Source organism: Gordonia metallireducens (assembly GCF_021245825.1).
GTDB classification, from domain to species: domain Bacteria; phylum Actinomycetota; class Actinomycetes; order Mycobacteriales; family Mycobacteriaceae; genus Gordonia; species Gordonia namibiensis.
Genome location: NZ_JAJQJP010000005.1, coordinates 1 through 18,331, shown reverse-complemented (window position 1 = coordinate 18,331; position 18,331 = coordinate 1). Strand labels below are relative to the sequence as shown.

At 66.2% G+C, this 18,331-nt stretch carries 15 protein-coding genes, 2 rRNA genes and 1 pseudogene; 7 read left to right on the top strand and 11 right to left on the bottom strand.

Going from position 1 to position 18,331, the window contains the following annotated elements:
* Window positions 1–4: 4 nt before the first annotated feature.
* A complete protein-coding gene (hisN, locus tag LQD00_RS02170; RefSeq protein ID WP_232715480.1) occupies window positions 5–826 on the top strand; it encodes a histidinol-phosphatase in 822 nt (273 codons plus the stop codon).
* Window positions 827–1,067: 241 nt separating this feature from the next.
* On the opposite strand, the gene LQD00_RS02165 is transcribed toward hisN, so the two are convergent.
* Both LQD00_RS02165 and LQD00_RS02160 read right to left on the bottom strand, forming a co-directional pair.
* Window positions 1,068–1,727, bottom strand: coding sequence for an MBL fold metallo-hydrolase (locus tag LQD00_RS02165; protein WP_232715479.1), 660 nt, complete (start codon window positions 1,725–1,727; stop codon window positions 1,068–1,070).
* An 18-nt stretch (window positions 1,728–1,745) separates the two neighbouring features.
* On the bottom strand, window positions 1,746–2,204 hold the full coding sequence (locus tag LQD00_RS02160; RefSeq protein WP_232715478.1) for a DUF2752 domain-containing protein: 459 nt from the start codon (window positions 2,202–2,204) through the stop codon (window positions 1,746–1,748).
* Between the two features lie 161 nt (window positions 2,205–2,365).
* Here LQD00_RS02160 and LQD00_RS02155 point away from each other — a divergent pair, with 161 nt between their 5' ends.
* Both LQD00_RS02155 and LQD00_RS02150 read left to right on the top strand, forming a co-directional pair.
* Entirely contained in the window at window positions 2,366–3,733 is a 1,368-nt protein-coding gene (locus LQD00_RS02155; RefSeq protein ID WP_232715477.1) for an acyl-CoA dehydrogenase family protein, read from the top strand.
* Between the two features lie 27 nt (window positions 3,734–3,760).
* Window positions 3,761–4,984, top strand: a complete 1,224-nt coding sequence (locus tag LQD00_RS02150) for an acyl-CoA dehydrogenase family protein (RefSeq protein ID WP_006865488.1) — start codon at window positions 3,761–3,763, stop codon at window positions 4,982–4,984.
* Between the two features lie 78 nt (window positions 4,985–5,062).
* On the opposite strand, the gene LQD00_RS02145 is transcribed toward LQD00_RS02150, so the two are convergent.
* From LQD00_RS02145 to LQD00_RS02130, 4 genes are all read right to left on the bottom strand, one after another.
* Complete coding sequence (locus LQD00_RS02145; RefSeq protein ID WP_232715476.1) at window positions 5,063–5,443, bottom strand: fluoride efflux transporter FluC; 381 nt, start codon at window positions 5,441–5,443, stop codon at window positions 5,063–5,065.
* On the bottom strand, window positions 5,428–5,907 hold the full coding sequence (gene crcB / locus LQD00_RS02140; RefSeq protein ID WP_232715475.1) for a fluoride efflux transporter CrcB: 480 nt from the start codon (window positions 5,905–5,907) through the stop codon (window positions 5,428–5,430). The genes LQD00_RS02145 and crcB overlap by 16 nt, the downstream gene beginning before the upstream one ends.
* A gap of 59 nt (window positions 5,908–5,966) precedes the next feature.
* The gene (locus LQD00_RS02135) at window positions 5,967–7,847 is read right to left on the bottom strand and encodes a propionyl-CoA synthetase (RefSeq protein WP_232715474.1); all 1,881 of its coding nucleotides are present in this window, start codon (window positions 7,845–7,847) and stop codon (window positions 5,967–5,969) included.
* Window positions 7,848–7,999: 152 nt separating this feature from the next.
* On the bottom strand, window positions 8,000–8,443 hold the full coding sequence (locus LQD00_RS02130; protein ID WP_232715473.1) for a MarR family winged helix-turn-helix transcriptional regulator: 444 nt from the start codon (window positions 8,441–8,443) through the stop codon (window positions 8,000–8,002).
* 65 nt (window positions 8,444–8,508) lie between these two features.
* Here LQD00_RS02130 and LQD00_RS02125 point away from each other — a divergent pair, with 65 nt between their 5' ends.
* On the top strand, window positions 8,509–9,384 hold the full coding sequence (locus tag LQD00_RS02125; protein WP_232715472.1) for an alpha/beta fold hydrolase: 876 nt from the start codon (window positions 8,509–8,511) through the stop codon (window positions 9,382–9,384).
* A gap of 32 nt (window positions 9,385–9,416) precedes the next feature.
* Here the strand turns inward: LQD00_RS02125 and LQD00_RS02120 are convergent, their stop codons facing one another.
* Entirely contained in the window at window positions 9,417–10,028 is a 612-nt protein-coding gene (locus LQD00_RS02120; RefSeq protein WP_232715471.1) for an MSMEG_1061 family FMN-dependent PPOX-type flavoprotein, read from the bottom strand.
* 20 nt (window positions 10,029–10,048) lie between these two features.
* Window positions 10,049–10,654, bottom strand: coding sequence for a universal stress protein (locus LQD00_RS02115; RefSeq protein ID WP_232715470.1), 606 nt, complete (start codon window positions 10,652–10,654; stop codon window positions 10,049–10,051).
* 165 nt (window positions 10,655–10,819) lie between these two features.
* Here LQD00_RS02115 and LQD00_RS02110 point away from each other — a divergent pair.
* Both LQD00_RS02110 and LQD00_RS02105 read left to right on the top strand, forming a co-directional pair.
* Window positions 10,820–11,989, top strand: a pseudogene (locus LQD00_RS02110) (sensor histidine kinase).
* The gene (locus LQD00_RS02105; protein ID WP_232715469.1) at window positions 11,986–12,672 is read left to right on the top strand and encodes a response regulator; all 687 of its coding nucleotides are present in this window, start codon (window positions 11,986–11,988) and stop codon (window positions 12,670–12,672) included. The pseudogene LQD00_RS02110 and the gene LQD00_RS02105 overlap by 4 nt, the downstream one beginning before the upstream one ends.
* Before the next feature lie 131 nt (window positions 12,673–12,803).
* Here LQD00_RS02105 and LQD00_RS02100 read toward each other — a convergent pair whose 3' ends face one another.
* Entirely contained in the window at window positions 12,804–14,039 is a 1,236-nt protein-coding gene (locus LQD00_RS02100) for a helix-turn-helix domain-containing protein (protein WP_232715468.1), read from the bottom strand.
* Between the two features lie 164 nt (window positions 14,040–14,203).
* Here LQD00_RS02100 and LQD00_RS02095 point away from each other — a divergent pair, with 164 nt between their 5' ends.
* Window positions 14,204–16,042 (top strand): flavin-containing monooxygenase, encoded by a 1,839-nt coding sequence (locus tag LQD00_RS02095; RefSeq protein WP_232715467.1) that lies wholly within the window; start codon window positions 14,204–14,206, stop codon window positions 16,040–16,042.
* A 208-nt stretch (window positions 16,043–16,250) separates the two neighbouring features.
* On the opposite strand, the gene rrf is transcribed toward LQD00_RS02095, so the two are convergent.
* Both rrf and LQD00_RS02085 read right to left on the bottom strand, forming a co-directional pair.
* A 5S ribosomal RNA gene (gene rrf / locus LQD00_RS02090) occupies window positions 16,251–16,367 on the bottom strand.
* 113 nt (window positions 16,368–16,480) lie between these two features.
* Window positions 16,481–18,331: ribosomal RNA gene (locus LQD00_RS02085) — 23S ribosomal RNA — on the bottom strand; the annotation flags it as partial.

The window sequence follows — 18,331 nt, the reverse complement described above, 5'->3', positions numbered from 1 at the left end:
GGGCATGTCCGCCGACTCCGGTCCGAAGAACCCAAGCACCTCACAGAGCTTCGACGACGACCTCGAACTCGCGCTGTCGCTCGCCGATTCCGCCGATGCGCTGACCATGGACCGGTTCGGAGCGGTCGACCTCCGCGTCGACGACAAACCCGACCTCACGCCCGTCTCCGACGCCGACCTCGCCTGCGAGACCCTCATCCGCGAACGGCTCGCCGCCCGCCGACCCGCCGACATGGTTCTCGGTGAGGAGTTCGGTGGCGACGCCGCCCTGTCCGGTCGTCAATGGGTCATCGACCCCATCGACGGCACCAAGAACTTCGTGCGCGGCGTCCCGGTCTGGGCCACGCTGATCGCACTGCTCGTCGACGGTGTGCCGACGGTCGGCGTGGTGTCCGCACCCGCGCTGCGCCGACGCTGGTGGGCCGCCGGCGGTCTCGGCGCCCACACCTGTTTCGACGGCGAGGACGCCCGCGAACTCTCGGTGTCGGGGGTCGGCGACCTGTCGTCGTCGAGCCTGGCCTTCTCGAGCCTCTCCGGCTGGGCCGACCGCGGCATCCGCGACCGCTTCGTCGATCTCACCGATCAGGTCTGGCGCGTCCGCGGCTACGGCGACTTCTTCAACTACTGCCTCGTCGCCGAGGGCGCGGTCGACATCGCCGCCGAACCCGAGGTCTCCCTCTGGGACCTCGCACCCCTCGACATCCTGGTCCGCGAGGCCGGCGGCCGGTTCACCGCACTCGACGGAACCCCCGGCCCGGCCGGCGGCAGTGCCGTCGCGACCAACGGACTCCTGCACGACGAGGTGCTCGCCGCGCTGCGGCCCTAGACCTCCGTACCCATCTCCTCGTCACACGCCCCTCCGTTACTCAACGAGCGGGGGCACCCCCACCGCTCCCTGAGGTGCGAGGAGCGATAGCGACGAGCCTCGAAGGCTGGTGGGCCGACCTACAGTTCCGTACCGGTCTCCTCGTCACGCTCCTCGGCTACTCAACGAGCGGCGGCACCCCCACCGCTCCCTGAGGTGCGAGGAGCGATAGCGACGAGCCTCGAAGGGCTGGTGGGCCGACCTACAGTTCCGTACCGGTCTCCTCGTCGAGCACCTTGAACTCGGTCGCGTCGTCCTTCATGTCCGACAGCCGGGCGTAGTGGACGGCCGACCCCGCGTCGGACAAGACCGCCTGGTGGATCGGGACCGCGACCCGCGGCGCCATCGCGCGGAGGTAGTCGACGGATTCGCTGAGTTTCATCCACGGCGCCGCCGAGGGCAGTGCGAGGACGTCGACGTGTTCGAAGGGGATGTAGAACGAGTCGCCCGGATGCATGAACTGTCCTGGCTTCTCGGCGGTGCCCAGGATGTAGGCGACGTTGTCGATGACCGGGATCTCCGGATGGATGACCGCATGCCGGCCGCCGGTGAATCGTGCGGTGAGCGAACCGATCTCGATCTGGTCACCTCCGCGGGCCGCGGTCCAGGCGCCGGCCACGTCGTCGCCGTTGAGCTGGGCGGTGGTCTGCGGGTCGGCGTAGAGGACGGCGTCGGGGTTGGCCGCGACGAGGTCGGGCAGCTTGGCGACATCGCAATGGTCGGGGTGCTGATGGGTGATCAGGATGGCGTCGAGACCGCTGATGCCCTCGAAGCCGTGCGAGAAGTTGCCCGGATCGAAGAGCACCTTGGTCCCGTCGATCTCGACGAGCAGACAGGAATGGCCGAAGTGGGTGATCTGCATGCATCCACTCTGCCTTCTTCACACCACGATCGGGAAGATCCCCCAGCCCGCCGCGGCGTCGACGATGCGCACCAGTCCGTAGGTCAGCCACGCCCCCAGGAGGACGGCGCCGGCACGACCCAGCACGACGTCGCGCCACCCCTCGAGCGGAGAACGCCTCCGCCGCACCAGGGTTGCGACCGCGAAGACGACGGTGACGATCGTCAGGACGAGCAGGATCGGGCCGAAGACGTTGAAGCGGAACGACGCCCCGACGTCGCCGTGCATGAACGCCACCCAGCTGCGGGTGAGCCCACACCCCGGGCACGGCAGGCCCGTCATCATCGCGAACGGGCAGATTCCCGGACCGTCGGCGATACCGGCGGGCGTGAACGCGCAGGCGGCTCCGACAGCCGCGGCGCCGGCCAGTCCGACGACCGCCGCTCCCACTGCGCCGGTCGACGATAAGCGCAGGTCGGAGCGGGCGTCCACGGTCACCCGGCCAGCCTAGCGCGCAGGCGGTGTGACGGCGTCGGACGAGTAGGTGACAAACTTCTTACTACGGAGTAAGGTTTGGACTTACTACCGAGTAAGATCGGTCCGCAAAACCCTGTGCAGAGTCCCCGACCGGGGCTACTCCGAAGAAACGGCTGGTGATCATGACAACTCACACCGAACCGCGCGACACCTCCGCAGTCGGCCGAAACCCGCATCCCCGCAACTTCATCGGCACCGCGATGCGTGTGCTGTCGACGGTGACGGGTTCGGAGTTCGCCGACAAGTACAAGATCCGCGAGCCCATCAACCGCGTCGCCTACCAGGCCACCAAGACCGGGTTCCAGACCCTCGGTGCGGCGAACCGCGCGTTCAAGGCCGTTCAGGGCGGTTCGGGCGACGCCAAGCGGCTGACCACCGCACCCAAGGACTACTTCAACCTCACGCCCGACGACGAGCAGAAGATGATCGCGGAGACGGTGAAGGACTTCGCGACGGAGATCCTGCGCCCCGCCGCCTACGACGCCGACGCCGCGGCCACCGCGCCCGAGGACATCGTCAAGCGCTCGGCCGAGCTGGGCATCACGATGATCAACGTGCCCGAGGACTTCGACGGCGCGGCCACCGAGCGTGGCGTGGTCACCAACGCACTCGTCGCCGAGGCGATGGCCTATGGCGACATGGGTCTGGCTCTGCCGCTGCTCGCACCGAGCGGCGTCGCCACCACCCTCACCAACTTCGGCACCGACGCCCAGCAGCGCACCTACCTGCCCGATTTCGCCGGCGAGAACGTGCCGCAGGCGGCCGTCGTCATCGCCGAACCGAAGCCGCTGTTCGACGCATTCTCGTTGAGCACCAAGGCAACCCGCGTGCCCAGCGGTTACCGCCTGAACGGTGTGAAGTCGTTCGTCCCGGCCGCCGGGTCGTCGGAGCTGTTCGTCGTCGGCGCGCAGCTCGACGGCAAGCCCGCCCTGTTCCTCGTCGAATCGGACTCCAAGGGCCTCATCGTCGAGGCCGATCCCGGCATGGGCGTCCGCGCCGCCGGTATGGGTCGCCTGCTCCTGCAGGACGTCGCGGTTCCGGAGTCGGCGCTGATCGCCGGCGAGGGCGATGCCGCCTACGCCGCGTACCGCGACGTCGTGCGCCTGTCCCGTCTGGGCTGGTCGGCATTGGCCGCCGGCACCGCGCGCGCCGTCCTCGACTACGTCATCCCCTACGTCAACGAGCGCGAGGCATTCGGCGAGCCGATCTCCAACCGCCAGGCGGTGGCGTTCATGGTCGCGAACATGGCCACCGAGGTCGACTCGATCCGACTGGTCACGCTGCGTGGCGCCGCCCGCGCCGAGCAGGGCCTGAGCTTCGCCCGCGAAGCCGCCCTCGCCCGCAAACTCACCATCGACAAGGGCCTGCAGATCGGCCTCGACGGCGTCCAGCTCCTCGGCGGCCACGGCTTCACCAAGGAGCACCCGGTCGAGCGCTGGTACCGCGACCTGCGTGGCGCGGGTATCGGCGAAGGCATCGTCGTCCTCTAGACCGTCTCCTGACCCAAGGAATCCGACATGAGCATCAATCTCGAACTCCCGAAGAAGCTGCACGTCACCATCGATCAGGCACATCAGGCGGCGGCGGAGATCTTCCGGCCCATCTCGCGCAAATACGATCTGCGCGAACACGATTACCCGGTCGAGCTCGACACCCTGGCCAGCCTCTACGACGGTCTCTCGGAGACCGGTCAGGCCGGTGCGGGCGCCGATGGCGGTCGCAGCCAGCAGAAGAAGGCCAAACCGAAGGCCGAGGGCCAGGTCGTCAACGGCGGCAACATGCAGTCCGTCGTGAACGTCATGGAGACCTCGTGGGGCGACGTCGGCCTCATGCTGTCCATCCCCTACCAGGGCCTGGGCAACTCGGCGATCGCCGCGGTCGCCACCGACGAGCAGCTCGAACAGTTCGGCAAGGTGTGGGCCGCGATGGCCATCACCGAACCCAGCTTCGGCTCCGACTCGGCCGCGGTGAGCACCACCGCGACACTTGACGGCGACGAGTACGTCATCAACGGCGAGAAGATCTTCGTGACCGCCGGCTCGCGCGCCACCCACATCGTCGTGTGGGCGACCGTCGACAAGAGCCTCGGCCGTGCCGCCATCAAGAGCTTCGTGGTCCCGCGTGAGCATCCCGGTGTGGAAGTCGTTCGCCTGGAACACAAGCTGGGCATCCGCGTCTCCGACACCGCGGTCATCCGCTTCGAGAACTGCCGCATCCCCAAGGAGAACCTGCTCGGCTCCCCCGAGGTCGACACCAAGAAGGGGTTCGGCGGGGTCATGCAGACCTTCGACAACACGCGCCCCCTCGTCGCGGGTATGGCCGTGGGTGTCGCGCGTGCGGCCCTCGAGGAACTCCGTCGCATCCTCGACGAGGCCGGCATCGAGGTCGACTACGACCGCCCGGCCGCCGACCAGCACGCCGCAGCCGCCGAGTTCCTGCGTATGGAAGCCGATTTCGAGGCCGCCTACCTGCACACGATGCGTGCTGCGTGGATGGCCGACAACAAGCAGCCCAACTCGACCGAGGCGTCGATGTCGAAGGCCAAGGCCGGCCGCACCGTCACCGACATCACCAACAAGGTGGTCGAGCTGACCGGCACGCTCGGCTACTCCGAGCGCCTGCTGGTGGAGAAGTGGGCGCGCGACTCGAAGATCCTGGACATCTTCGAGGGCACCCAGCAGATCCAGAACCTCATCATCGCCCGCCGCGTGCTCAACAAGAGCAGCGCCGAGCTCAAGTGAGCGCCTGACACAACAGCATTCGGCCCCGCCACCTCATCGAGGACGGCGGGGCCGAATTGCGTTGACGACGCGGGGAGTTCAGAGCGCCCAGACCACGGCCAGACCCGCTGCGCACGCGGCGGCCGAGACGAGCAGGGTGAGAACCGCGTACGCGCCCGCGACCACCCGCTGCCTGTTCTCCACCAGTCGGACGACCTCGAAGCTCGCGGTGCTGAAAGTGGTGTAGCCACCGCAGAATCCGGTCCCGATGATCGCCTGCAGTTCGTGCGGCGCACCGTGGAAGAGCACGAGACCGGCGAGTACGCCGAGCAGCGCCGAACCGCTCACGTTGATGACGAAGGTGCCCCACGGTGTGATGGTCGGCCACTTCCACTTGACCGCGCCGTCGACGACGAAGCGCGTCACCGCGCCCAGCGCTCCCGCCACCATGACGGCCAGCGCGATCAACGTCGTGCCCATCGGGTCACGATTGCCGAAGCGAGCGCGATACCACTGGCTGCCGCCAGCAGACCGAGGACGACGCTGACCGCCGCGTACGCGAGTGCGGTCGTGACCGCCGAGGCCCGTGTCAGCTCCGAGATCTCCAGTGCGAAAGTGCTGTAGGTCGTCAGCGCTCCGCAGATGCCGGTGCCGCCGAACAACCGCACTCGCTGGCGCCATCCCTCGTCGTGCCCGAGCCGGGCGAGCAGTTCGAGGAGCGCACCGAGAACGAACGCACCGATGATGTTGACCGCGAAGGTCGCCCACGGCCAGTGCCCCTCAGCGGAGGGAAACGTCTCCGCCGCCCAGTACCGGACGCCCGTACCGATCAGCCCGCCCGCGAACACCCACGCCAGGGCGTGCACGCGCAGGTGCAGCGGACGTTCGTCGGGGTCGACGGGGAGTTCACCGTGCGTGTCCGGGCCGTGCTCGTCTGAGTGCACCCGGCAAGTCTCCGCCACCTACAGGTCGTGGACAAGGCGACCCGCCACACCCGATCGGGTCAGCGCTTCAGCTGCTCTGCGAGCGCGGTCAGCACGTCCGGGTCCTCGATGGTCGACGGAACCGTGTATTCCTCGTGATCGGCGATCTGGCGCATCGTCTTGCGCAGGATCTTGCCGGACCGTGTCTTCGGCAGCGCGGGCACCACCGTCACGTCGCGGAAGGTCGCGACCGCGCCGATCTCTTCCCGCACCTTGGCCACGAGTTCGCTGCGCAACGTGTCGGCCTCGATGTCGACGCCGGACTTGAGCACCACATATCCGCTGGGCCGCTGCCCCTTCAGGTCGTCGTGGATGCCGATGACCGCGCATTCGGCGACGGCCGGGTGCGACGCCACCACAGCCTCGATGCTTCCGGTCGAAAGCCGGTGTCCGGCAACGTTGATCACGTCGTCGGAGCGACCGAGGACGAATACGTAGCCGTCTTCGTCGACGTAACCGGAGTCGCCGGTGAGGTAGTAACCGTCGAAGGCGGCCAGGTAGGACTTGCGGTAGCGGTCCTCGTCGCGCCACAGGCCGGCGAGCGTCCCCGGCGGCAGCGGCAGCTCGATGACGATGCTGCCCTCTTCCCCGGCTGCCACCAGCTTGCCCTCGGCATCGACGACGCCCACGGCATAACCCGGTACCGGCACGGTGGGCGAACCTGCCTTGATCGGCATCGGTTCCAGGCCACGGAGATTCGCCGCGATCGCCCAGCCGGTTTCGGTCTGCCACCAGTGGTCGACGACCGGGACGCCGAGGGTGTTCGACGCCCAGGTGAAGGTGTCGGGGTCGAGTCGCTCGCCTGCGGCGAACAGCGTCTGCAGAGACGACACGTCGTACTTCGCCAGCTCTTCGGCGTTCGGGTCGGCTTTGCGTACGGCGCGGATCGCGGTCGGTGCGGTGAAGAGCGCCTTGACGCCGTGGTCGGAGATGACCCGCCAGAAGGCGCCTGCGTCCGGGGTTCCGACCGGCTTGCCCTCGTACATCACGGTCGTCGCACCGACGAACAGCGGCGCGTAGACGATGTAGGAGTGGCCCACGACCCAGCCGACGTCGGAGGCCGTCCACCAGACGTCGCCCGCGGAGATGTCGTAGATGTTCTTCATCGACCAGGTCAGTGCGACGGCATGGCCACCATTGTCGCGGACCACGCCCTTGGGCTTACCGGTGGTGCCGGAGGTGTAGAGGATGTAGAGCGGATCGGTCGCGGCAACGGGTACCGGATCGGCGGCTTGCGTGTCGGCCATCGCCGCATCCCAGTCCAGCCAGCCGTCGTGATCGGCAGCGGAACCGGCGATCTCCGGACGGTCCTTGACGATCACGGTCTGCGGCGCGTCGGCCGACAGTTCGATCGCCTTGGCCACCATCGGCAGGTACTCGACCGCACGACCCGGCTCGAGACCACCGGACGCGGTGACGATCGCGACCGGTTCGGCATCGTCGATGCGCGTGGCGAGCTCGGGTGCCGCGAAGCCACCGAAGACCACCGAGTGCACGGCACCGATCCGTGCGCAGGCCAGCATCGCGATGGCGGCCTCCGGGATCATCGGCATGTAGATGACGACGCGATCGCCGGCGGTGATGCCGCGGGCCGCGAGGACGCCCGCGAAACGGGACACCTCGTCCAGCAGTTCGGCGTAGGTGTAGCGGCGAACCTCGCCGACCATCGCCGAGTCCCAGATGAGAGCCGTGCGGTCGCCCTGGCCGGCCGCGACGTGGCGGTCGAGGGCGTTGTACGAGGTGTTCAGCTCGCCGCCGGGGAACCAGCGGTAGAACGGCGCGGCCGAGTCGTCAAGGGCGCGGGTGGGTTCGGTGGTCCAGTCGACGGCCTTCGCGGCCTCGAGCCAGAAACCTTCACGATCGTCGACGGCCTGCGTGAATGCTTCGCTGTACTGGCCCATGGCCATCCTTTCGTCCGCGCGCTCATGGCGGGACACCCTCACGTGTCACGCCGCCCCTAGAGCGTATCGGTGTGACGTCGGACACCAAATCGGATCGCGTGACCTGCGCCGACCGGTCGCCCACGCGCGATGAACGGTCGACGCGCCTCGGATCAGGGCCCGCGCAACTCTCCCACCGCACCGATGACCTGGTCGAGAAAGGAACGGACTGTATCGAGTTCCGCCTCGGAGAAACCTTCGGCGACGGTCCGGACCCGGCCGATGAGTGGACCGAAGAACGCCCATCCCATCTCCTGGGCTTGCTCGGTGGCGTGAAGCGCGACCCGCCGACGATCGGACTCGTCGCGCGCCCGAGAGACCAGGCCGCGACTCTCCAGCCGGTCGATCAGCGCGGTCGTCGACGCGGAGTTGAGGCCCAGGTGTCGCGAGAGCCAACCGGGCGTCACAACCTCTCCTGCGCGCGACCGGTCGAGCAGGGCGATCAGCGCACGCACATCGGTCGCGTGCAGGACGTTCCGCGCCGCGAACTCGGACCCGAGCAACTCGAGTTCGAGGGTCAGCGCCCGCAGACGATGGACGAGGTCGTCATGTGCCACAGCGCCACTTTACGACACTCACTCGATGATCTAGTCTCTCGATTATCGAGATACCGGAGGTGCCGATGGCTCGACCGTCGATACAGGACTTCGCCGACTCCCCCGACGGGCGGACGTTCTTCGCCGCCTACGACGCGCTCATCCCCCGGGAGGGCGGTCTCCCGATCGATGTCGAGACAAGTCACGGCGTGACACGTGTAAACAGCTACGGCAGCGCCTCGGGCACGCCCTTGGTCCTGCTCCCAGGCGGTGGCGCCACGTCCGCGTCGTACGTGAACGTCGTCGGACGTCTGGCCGAGGGGCGCCGGGTCCTCGCCATCGACATCATCGGGGACGCCGGCCGTTCTCGCCCCGGCCCCGGGCGGCCACGCTCCACCGGCGAACTGCTGACCTGGCTCGATGTGGTGTTCGATGACCTCGGCGTCGACGCCGTTGACCTGGTGGGCCATTCATACGGTGCGATGATCGCGCTGGCCTACGCGACCGGCGTCCACCACGAACGTGTGCAGCGACTCGCCCTGCTCGATCCGACCTCGTGTTTCGCCGGCCTGCGATTGCGTTACCTCGCCCACGCGTTACCGGCCCTCACCGTCCCGACCCCGGACCGGCAGCGCCGATTCCTGTCCTGGGAGACCGGTGACGCGTCCCTCGACGACATCTGGGTCGAGATGTATTGCGCCGGTGCGCGCTTCCCCACCGACCGGATGATCGTCCCCGAACGCCCGTCACGAGAAGCGATTTCGAGGTTACAGAGCGGCAAGAACGTCACCGCGATGTTCGCGCCACACAGTCGGGCACACGATTCCGAGCGCGTCTCCGCGCGGGTTCGGCGATCCTTGCCCGACGCACGGGTCGTGATCCTGGGCAGCGGAACGCACCACACGCTGCCGCTGCAGCCGGCGGGCGAGATCACCGCAGAGCTGGCCCTGCTCCCCGGGTAGCACCGGAGCCGACGGAGGGGCGTGTCGAAGGGCTAGTACAGGATCTTGCGGAAGTTCTCCTCCGAGTACCGCTTCTCCAGCGCGGTCTCGTCGACCTCCGGCATCACCTGTTTTGTGATCGCCGCAGCCGACGGCAGCACGTCGGGGGTCCAGCTCTCCGGTTTCCACAGATCCGACCGCAGGAACGCCTTGGCGCAATGGAAGAAGACCTCGTCGACATCGATCTCCACCGCGAGGATCGGCCGCTTGCCCTTGACCGCCAGGTCGTCGAAGTAGTCGCCGTCGTCGACGATGCGGGCCGGGCCGTTGACCCGCAGCGTGTCTCCGCGTCCGGGGATCAGGAAGACCGTGCCCGCGTGGGGATTCCGGAGAACGTTGAGGTACCCGTCGACCCGCCTGTTACCCGGCCGCTCGGGGATGGCGATGCGCGTGTCGTCGACGACGTGGACGACCTTTCCTCGCGGATCGCCCTTGGGGGACACATCGATCCGACCGTGTTCGTCCGAGGTCGCCAGAAAGACCATCGGCGATTCGGCCAGCCATTCCCGGTGGATCTCCGACAGGGTCGGCCGCACCTTGTTCCGGACCAGATCGGTCGGGTCCCCGATGATCTCCCGAAGACGCGCCTCATCGGTGATGTGCATGAGCACATCCTGTCACGCACTCAGCGCACGGCGACGCCTCGTTGCGGCACGACCCAGCCCGACGCTCGACTTACGGTTCGCTCTGTTGCCGCACGAGAGGCGGCCCGGCGGCGGTGATGGGTCACCCCGTCGGTGACGACGAGATCCACCCCGTCGTCGAGGCGTCGCGCGAGCGCTCGCGCCGTCCACCCGGGCCGCCCACCCGCCGTGCCGAGCACGACCGTTCCGGCGCCGAAGCGGTCGGCGGCGTGTTCCAACACGGTCACCGGTTCTCCGAAGCCGGTGTGGGTGACCACCGACCGGGCACCGAGCCAGATCGCCAGTTCGCGTGCGGTCCGCAGTTGCTCGGCGATCGTCGCCTGCCCGGTGAGCAGATAGGACTCGTCCTTGAGCGCATCGTGGAGTGCGGTCGGAGCCTGCTCACGCCGGCTGCGTCGTGTGGCGCAGACCAAGATCACGTCAGATGTTCCGCCGGTCGCCTTCACCGCGGCCTTCAGCGCCCGGCGCGACGCCTCACTGCCGGAGATCCCGACGAGCACCGGCCGCCGCGTGGACAGCCCCTGTGGTTCCGATGCAGCGGGCGACGCGACCCATCGCGAGCCGTTGCTTCCTGGGAGCAGCATCATCGTCCCGTCCTCTCTCTGATGGTGGAAAAGTGCTGCTCACAACGCTATGGAGACGCCGTCTCCGATTCGCCATGCCGCGGGATGAACCGTTCTCCACCCCTGGGTGGAGAACAGAATCCATCGACGGGCGGAGGTGGCGACGGGCTGCAGACCTATCCTGGAACGGTGACGAGCTTCACAGCAGCTCTCGGCGCCGAACTGCGGCGCCGGGTCGAACGGGCCGGCGGGGACTACCCGCCGCTGTACCCGGCGGTCATCCTGTCGGCGAGCGTGGCCGTCACGGTGGTCTCGGTCGCCCAGCGATACCCGTTCGAGCATCTCGGTTGGGTGATCGCCGGGCTCGTGCTCGCGTGCGTGACACTCGCGCTCGATCTCAGCATGCCGCCGTCGTCCTACGTCTGCTTCACGGTGCTGGCGAGCACTCTGTGTTTCCTGATGGTCCCGGTACCCAACGATGCCGCGCCCCTGCAGTTGATCCTCACGGCGGCCATCGGTGCAGCGATGTACTCGCTGCGCACCGGAATCCGCGTCGCGGTGTTGTGCGTCGCGTTGGTCGTGGCGTTCGGCATCTTCGGTGGGCTCGGGTCCCCCGCGTTGTACGCGCTGGGCGTCGCCTGCGGTTGGCTGATCGGATACATGGTGCTGATCCAGAAACGTCTGTCCGACAACCGCGCCCGCGTTCTTCGTGAGCGTGCCGATCGCGCCGCCAGCGATGAACGGCGCCGCATCGCCCGGGAGATCCACGACGTCATCGCGCATTCGTTGTCGATCACCATGCTCAACGTCACCGGCGCGCGGCGAGCCCTGGAACAGGATCGCGACGTCGACGAGGCGATCGACGCACTGACCGACGCCGAACGCCAGGGCCGTCAGGCCATGTCCGAGATCCGGACCATCGTGCACGTGCTCGGCGCCAACGAGAAGCAACCGCCCACGACTCCGGCCGGCGATCGCGATCTCGCCGCACTGATCGACGATTACCGGAAGGCGGGCATCCACGTCTCCTACCGCCACGACGGTGACCTCGCCTCGCTCCCCGATCCGGTCGCAGCTGCGCTGTACCGGATCACACAGGAATCCCTCGCCAACGTCGTCAAACACTCGACCGCCAACCGGGCAACGGTGGAGGTCACCGTGGGTGACTCGGTCTAGGTCGCCATCGAGAACCCACACCTCGGCGGACGGGTTAGAGATCGCGACGGCGCCGGGATCGACGGCATGACGCAACGGGCCGCCCTACTCGGCGGCACCCTGGAGACTCGCCACGACGACGGAACCTGGAAGGTTCAGGCCTCGCTGCCGACCCGGGTCATGACCGACGGGCTCGGCGTATGACCGCCACCGGGCCCACCGACATCGGCGCCGATCCGATCCGAGTCCTGCTGGTCGACGACCAGGAACTGATCCGCACCGGACTCCGACGCATCCTGCGGCTCCGCGACGGTTTCGACATCGTCGGCGAATGTGCCGACGGCTCCGAAGTTCTCGCGGCGGTCGCCGAGCACCGCCCGGACATCGTGGTGATGGACCTGCGCATGCGCAATATCGACGGCATCACCGCCACGACGATGCTGCGGACACTCCGGGAACCGCCGCCCGTGTTGATCCTGACCACCTTCGACGACGACGAGCTGTTGTCCGGCGCACTGCGCGCGGGCGCCGCCGGTTTCATCCTGAAGGACTCGGCTGCGGAGGCCTTGATCTGGGCGGTCCGGGCCGTGGTCCGCGACGGCGCCTTCCTCGACCCCGCCGTCACCGAACGTGTCCTGAACGGCTTCCGGCGGGCCGGGCGCGAACAGCCCTCGACCGCGCCGGACCTGACCGACCGCGAGACCGATGTCCTCCGTCTGATCGCACGCGGTCTCACGAACGCGGAAATCGGCTCGGCCCTGGGTATCTCGCAGGTGACGGTGAAGACTCACGTGAACCACATCTTCACCAAGCTCGACCTGCGGGACCGCGCCGCGGCGATCGTCTACGCCTACGACCGGGGACTGGTCCTGGCCGAGTACGACTGACCAGGCGCCGCCGAAATCCGCCCCTGGGATCCGCCCCTGAATTGCACCCGCAACAGAGCCGTCGACGACGATTATGTCCGCCGTGCAGCTACCGCGGGTCGACTTCAGGGGCGCTTTTCAGGGAGTGGTTGTCAGGCGGCCAGACGAACCTCGACGCCGTCGGCGAAGCGGTACGGTCCCGCCATCAGCAGGCCACCGAAACGCTTGCGCAGCCTCGACATCTCAGCGCGGACGGTCACCGTCCGGTCGTCGACGCCGAAGAGGTGGGTCGACATCTGCGCCGCGGTGACCCCGCTGCGGTGTCGGGCGAGATAGGTGAGGATGTCGCCGTGGCGAGGCGAACACCGGTGGGTCCAGCCGCCGCTGGCTCCCTCGACCGAGACCTCGACGCACTCTCCTCCGGCGGCGGTCATCACCGTGCGCATCGAGACCCGCGTCGTCGACGCATCCGCGGCGTCGGCCACGCGCACGAGCCAGCCACCAGGTAGCGCCTCGACGTCGCATTCGCCGAGTGCACCGAAGAAGGATCGGCCCGGACCGACGCCGCGTGGCAGGAGCAGCCGCGATCGCGGAGACACCGCGTCGACGGCCGCAACCCAGCCGTCCACGTCCACGGCCAGCGCCGGCCCCGGCGAGCGGGCGAGAATCGGCGCGGCGACCGCGCGGAGGCAGTCGAGCCGGCGGTGATGCTGTTCCCGCAGCTGCGACTCCGCCAATCGGGCCACCGCATGCACGAGAGCCAGCGTGGTCGGGTGGATCGTCGCAGCCGGACCGCTGACGTCGACGACGCCCAGCATGTCCCCGGTTCGCGGGTCCTTGATCGGTGCGCCGGTGCACGTCCAGGAATGATGACTCCGGACGAAGTGCTCGGCGGAGAACACCTGAATCGACCTGCCGGACATCAGGGCGGTGCCGATCGCGTTGGTGCCCACCGATCCCTCGGCCCAGTCGGCGCCCTCGATGAACCCCAGCTGATCAGCACGGTGCAGCACCTTCGACGACCCACTACGCCACAGCACGTGCCCCCGCGCGTCGGCGATGACCAGGATGTTGTCCCCGTCGGCGATGAGGGAGTCCAAGCTGCGCGCGAGTTCGTCGACGACCTCGAGCAGTCCCGACTGACGTCGCCGCTCTTCGAGTTCCTCGAAGTCGAGGCCCCGCTCGACCGCGGTGTCGGCGTCCGGAGAGAGTCCTGCCCTGCGAAGCCGCTGCCATGAGTCGTCGATGACCGCCCGTGGACGAGCCGGCATCCGCCCACCCGACATCGCCGCGTCATGGACGGCGCTCAGGACGTGGGCGAACTCCCGCGGATCGTCGCCCGCCTGAACGGCAGGCTCCAGAGCGGAGACATGGTCGGAAATCGTCATCACGACGATTGTGCGCCTCATCACAGAACCGGTGCAACGAGGGGTCAGGTCGCAACGGACTGCAACCCTTGCCGCGGCGGGCACACGGGGCGTCTGCTGTCCTCAGCAAGACTGTGGCCCGCGTCACTATCGACGGCCACCCCCGAACTGCACGAGGAGAGACGATGACCCAGACGATGGAGCCGGTTGTCAGCACCGGCCGCACCCCACAGCAGCGCGTCGACGCGTGGCTGGCCGAGTTCGAAGCTGCACTGGCCGCGCTGGATGTCGGGCGTGCGACAAGTGCGTTCCTCACCGACAGCTACTGGCGCGATCTCACGGCCTTCACCTGGAACATCAAGACGGTCGAGGGGCACGAGCAGATCAGCGACATGCTGACCGCACGTCTGGCCGACACCCGCCCCGCAGGCTTCGCGACGACGGAGCCCGCCACCGACGACGGTGACGGCGTGGCGTCGGCTTTCCTATCCTTCGAGACCGCTGTCGGACGCTGCGAGGGGCATGTACGCATCCGCCCGGACGCCGACGGCATCGACCGCGCGTGGACACTCCTCACCACGATGCAGGAACTGAAGGGCTACGAGGAGAACCGCGGCCCCACCCGCGTGCTCGGTGCCGTGCACGGCTCCGATCCGGACATCCGCTCGTGGGCGGAGAAGAAGGCCGACGAGGAACGCGAACTCGGTCGGACCGCGCAGCCCTACGTCCTTGTCATCGGCGGCGGACAGGGTGGCATCGCACTCGGAGCACGCCTCCGTCAGCTCGGGGTGCCGTCAATCGTCGTGGACCGTCACGACCGTCCCGGCGACCAGTGGCGCAAGCGGTACAAGTCGCTGTGCCTGCACGACCCGGTCTGGTACGACCACCTCCCTTACCTCCCCTTCCCGGAGAACTGGCCGGTATTCGCCCCCAAGGACAAGATCGGCGACTGGCTCGAGTTCTACACCAAGGTCATGGAGGTCCCCTACTGGAGCAAGACCACCTGTCTCTCGGCGAACTACGACGAGGAGCAGGAACAGTGGACCGTCGAACTCGACCGCGACGGCGAGCGACTGACGCTTCACCCGACCCAGCTCGTACTCGCCACGGGTATGTCCGGAAAGCCCTCGATACCGACGGTTCCGGGTCAGGACATCTTCGCCGGCGAGCAGCATCACTCCAGCCAACACCCGGGTCCCGACTCCTACGCCGGCAAGAAGGTCGTCGTGATCGGGTCGAACAACTCGGCCCACGACATCTGCAAGGCGCTCGTCGACAACGGAGTCGACGCCACGATGGTGCAGCGCTCCTCGACGCACATCGTGAAGTCCGATTCGCTGCGCTCGATCGCCCTCGGTGGTCTCTACAGCGAGGAGGCCGTCGCCTCGGGCATGACGACCAAGAAGGCCGATCTCACCTTCGCCTCATTGCCCTATCGGATCATGCACGAGTTCCAGGTGCCGGTGTACAACCAGATCCGCGAACAGGACAAAGAGTTCTACGACCGTCTGGAGGCCGCCGGCTTCAAGCTCGACTTCGGCGACGACGACTCGGGCCTGTTCATGAAGTACCTACGACGCGGCTCGGGTTACTACATCGACGTCGGCGCCAGTGAGCTCATCGCCAACGGAACCATCAAGCTCGTTCAGGGACAGCTGGATCACCTCACCGAGAACTCGGTCGTTCTGGCCGACGGGACCGAGCTCGAGGCCGACGTCGTCGTCTACGCAACGGGATTCGGATCGATGAACGGATGGGCTGCTGACCTGATGGGACAGGACGTCGCCGACCGCGTCGGCAAGGTCTGGGGACTCGGGTCGGACACCACGAAGGACCCGGGCCCGTGGGAGGGCGAACAGCGCAACATGTGGAAGCCGACGCAGCAGCCGGGACTCTGGTTCCACGGCGGCAACCTGCATCAGTCCCGCCACTACTCGCTCTACCTGGCTCTCCAGCTGAAGGCCCGGTACGAGGGTCTGGACACCCCTGTCTATGGACTGGCCGAGGTCCATCACCTCAGCTGAGTACGTAAGACGACGAATGCCCCGCGGCCAGGAGGTCGCGGGGCATTCTCATGTCCGGAGTATGGGCCGGCCGGCGCCGGGGGTTTTGTAGAAGGTATGCGCGCTATAAGCGCAGTTTTTTCTACATCCTCGCCGGCCGGGGGGTTCGGTGGAATGCATTGTGGCCCTACACGAACTGATGTCGTGTAGGGCCACAATGGGATGTTGTGTTCGGCGGTGTCCTACTCTCCCACACTGATTAAGGTGCAGTACCATTGGCGCTGGAGGGCTTAGCTTCCGGGTTCGGAATGGGGCCGGGCGTTTCCCCTCCGCTATGGCCGCCGTAACTCTATAAAACAACCAACAAACAGGTCATTTGTTTGTTTGTGTGTTGTTTCAGAAGTGTCATAGTGGATGCGAACACACCAGAAAAACGGGTTTCTGTGGTGTGTGGGTGTTGTTGGTAAGTCCTCGGCCGATTAGTACCAGTCACCTGAACACATTGCTGTGCGTACAGTTCTGGCCTATCAACCCCATGGTCTGTAGGGGGCCTTAACCCTGCAAAGAGGGTGAGAAACCTCATCTTGGAACAGGCTTCCCGCTTAGATGCTTTCAGCGGTTATCCCTTCCGAACGTAGCTAACCAGCGGTGCCCCTGGCGGGACAACTGGCACACCAGAGGTTCGTCCGTCCCGGTCCTCTCGTACTAGGGACAGGTTTCCTCAAGTTTCTTACGCGCGCGGCGGATAGAGACCGAACTGTCTCACGACGTTCTAAACCCAGCTCGCGTGCCGCTTTAATGGGCGAACAGCCCAACCCTTGGGACCTACTCCAGCCCCAGGATGCGACGAGCCGACATCGAGGTGCCAAACCATCCCGTCGATATGGACTCTTGGGGAAGATCAGCCTGTTATCCCCGGGGTACCTTTTATCCGTTGAGCGACACCGCTTCCACTTGCCGGTGCCGGATCACTAGTCCCGACTTTCGTCCCTGCTCGACATGTACGTCTCACAGTCAAGCTCCCTTGTGCACTTACACTCAACACCTGATTGCCAACCAGGCTGAGGGAACCTTTGGGCGCCTCCGTTACTCTTTGGGAGGCAACCGCCCCAGTTAAACTACCCACCAGGCACTGTCCCTGAACCCGATCAGGGTCCGAGGTTAGAAGTCCAATACGATCAGAGTGGTATTTCAACAACGACTCCATGAACACTGGCGTGCCCACTTCACAGTCTCCCACCTATCCTACACAAACCGAACCGAACACCAATACCAAGCTATAGTGAAGGTCCCGGGGTCTTTTCGTCCTGCCGCGCGTAACGAGCATCTTTACTCGTACTGCAATTTCGCCGAGTCTGTGGTTGAGACAGCAGAGAAGTCGTTACGCCATTCGTGCAGGTCGGAACTTACCCGACAAGGAATTTCGCTACCTTAGGATGGTTATAGTTACCACCGCCGTTTACTGGGGCTTAAATTCTCAGCTTCGCGGAACAAGTCCACTAACCGGTCCTCTTAACCTTCCAGCACCGGGCAGGCGTCAGTCCGTATACATCGTCTTACGACTTCGCACGGACCTGTGTTTTTAGTAAACAGTCGCTTCTCTCTGGTCTCTGCGACCCACACCAGCTCAGGAAGTAAATACCGTCACCGGTCTGGGTCCCCCTTCTCCCGAAGTTACGGGGGCATTTTGCCGAGTTCCTTAACCACAGTTCTCTCGATCGCCTTAGTATTCTCTACCTGACCACCTGTGTTGGTTTGGGGTACGGGCCGTGTACCAACTCACTAGAGGCTTTTCTCGGCAGCATAGGATCATGGAATTCACCGCAACGGCTACGCATCACCTCTCAGGCTCAATGTGTTCCGGATTTGCCTAGAACACGCCCTACAGGCTTACACCAGTACAACCACTGACTGGCCCCACTACCTTCCTGCGTCACCCCATCGCTTGCCTACTACCAGCCAAGGTCCCATGCATCACCCCACCCGGCACCCGAAGGTGCTCCTGGGGGATCTGGATGGTTAGTACAACTGATTCAGCATGGGCGCGGATACACGGGTACGGGAATATCAACCCGTTGTCCATCGACTACGCCTGTCGGCCTCGCCTTAGGTCCCGACTCACCCTGGGCGGATTAGCCTGGCCCAGGAACCCTTGGTCATTCGGCGGAAGAGTTTCTCACTCTTCTTTCGCTACTCATGCCTGCATTCTCACTCCCACACCCTCCACCACTAGATCACTCTGTGGCTTCCACGGATGCAGGACGCTCCCCTACCCACCCACACACCTGGTCGCTTCTCCGTAGAAAAACG

Coding starts and splice junctions, on each gene's coding strand:
- hisN (WP_232715480.1), top strand. CDS start 5: ATGTCCGCCGACTCCGGTCCGAAGAACCCAAGCACCTCACAGAGCTTC.
- LQD00_RS02165 (WP_232715479.1), bottom strand. CDS start 1,727: ATGCAGATCACCCACTTCGGCCATTCCTGTCTGCTCGTCGAGATCGAC.
- LQD00_RS02155 (WP_232715477.1), top strand. CDS start 2,366: ATGACAACTCACACCGAACCGCGCGACACCTCCGCAGTCGGCCGAAAC.
- LQD00_RS02150 (WP_006865488.1), top strand. CDS start 3,761: ATGAGCATCAATCTCGAACTCCCGAAGAAGCTGCACGTCACCATCGAT.
- LQD00_RS02145 (WP_232715476.1), bottom strand. CDS start 5,443: ATGGGCACGACGTTGATCGCGCTGGCCGTCATGGTGGCGGGAGCGCTG.
- LQD00_RS02135 (WP_232715474.1), bottom strand. CDS start 7,847: ATGGGCCAGTACAGCGAAGCATTCACGCAGGCCGTCGACGATCGTGAA.
- LQD00_RS02125 (WP_232715472.1), top strand. CDS start 8,509: ATGGCTCGACCGTCGATACAGGACTTCGCCGACTCCCCCGACGGGCGG.
- LQD00_RS02120 (WP_232715471.1), bottom strand. CDS start 10,028: ATGCACATCACCGATGAGGCGCGTCTTCGGGAGATCATCGGGGACCCG.
- LQD00_RS02115 (WP_232715470.1), bottom strand. CDS start 10,654: ATGATGCTGCTCCCAGGAAGCAACGGCTCGCGATGGGTCGCGTCGCCC.
- LQD00_RS02105 (WP_232715469.1), top strand. CDS start 11,986: ATGACCGCCACCGGGCCCACCGACATCGGCGCCGATCCGATCCGAGTC.
- LQD00_RS02100 (WP_232715468.1), bottom strand. CDS start 14,039: ATGACGATTTCCGACCATGTCTCCGCTCTGGAGCCTGCCGTTCAGGCG.
- LQD00_RS02095 (WP_232715467.1), top strand. CDS start 14,204: ATGACCCAGACGATGGAGCCGGTTGTCAGCACCGGCCGCACCCCACAG.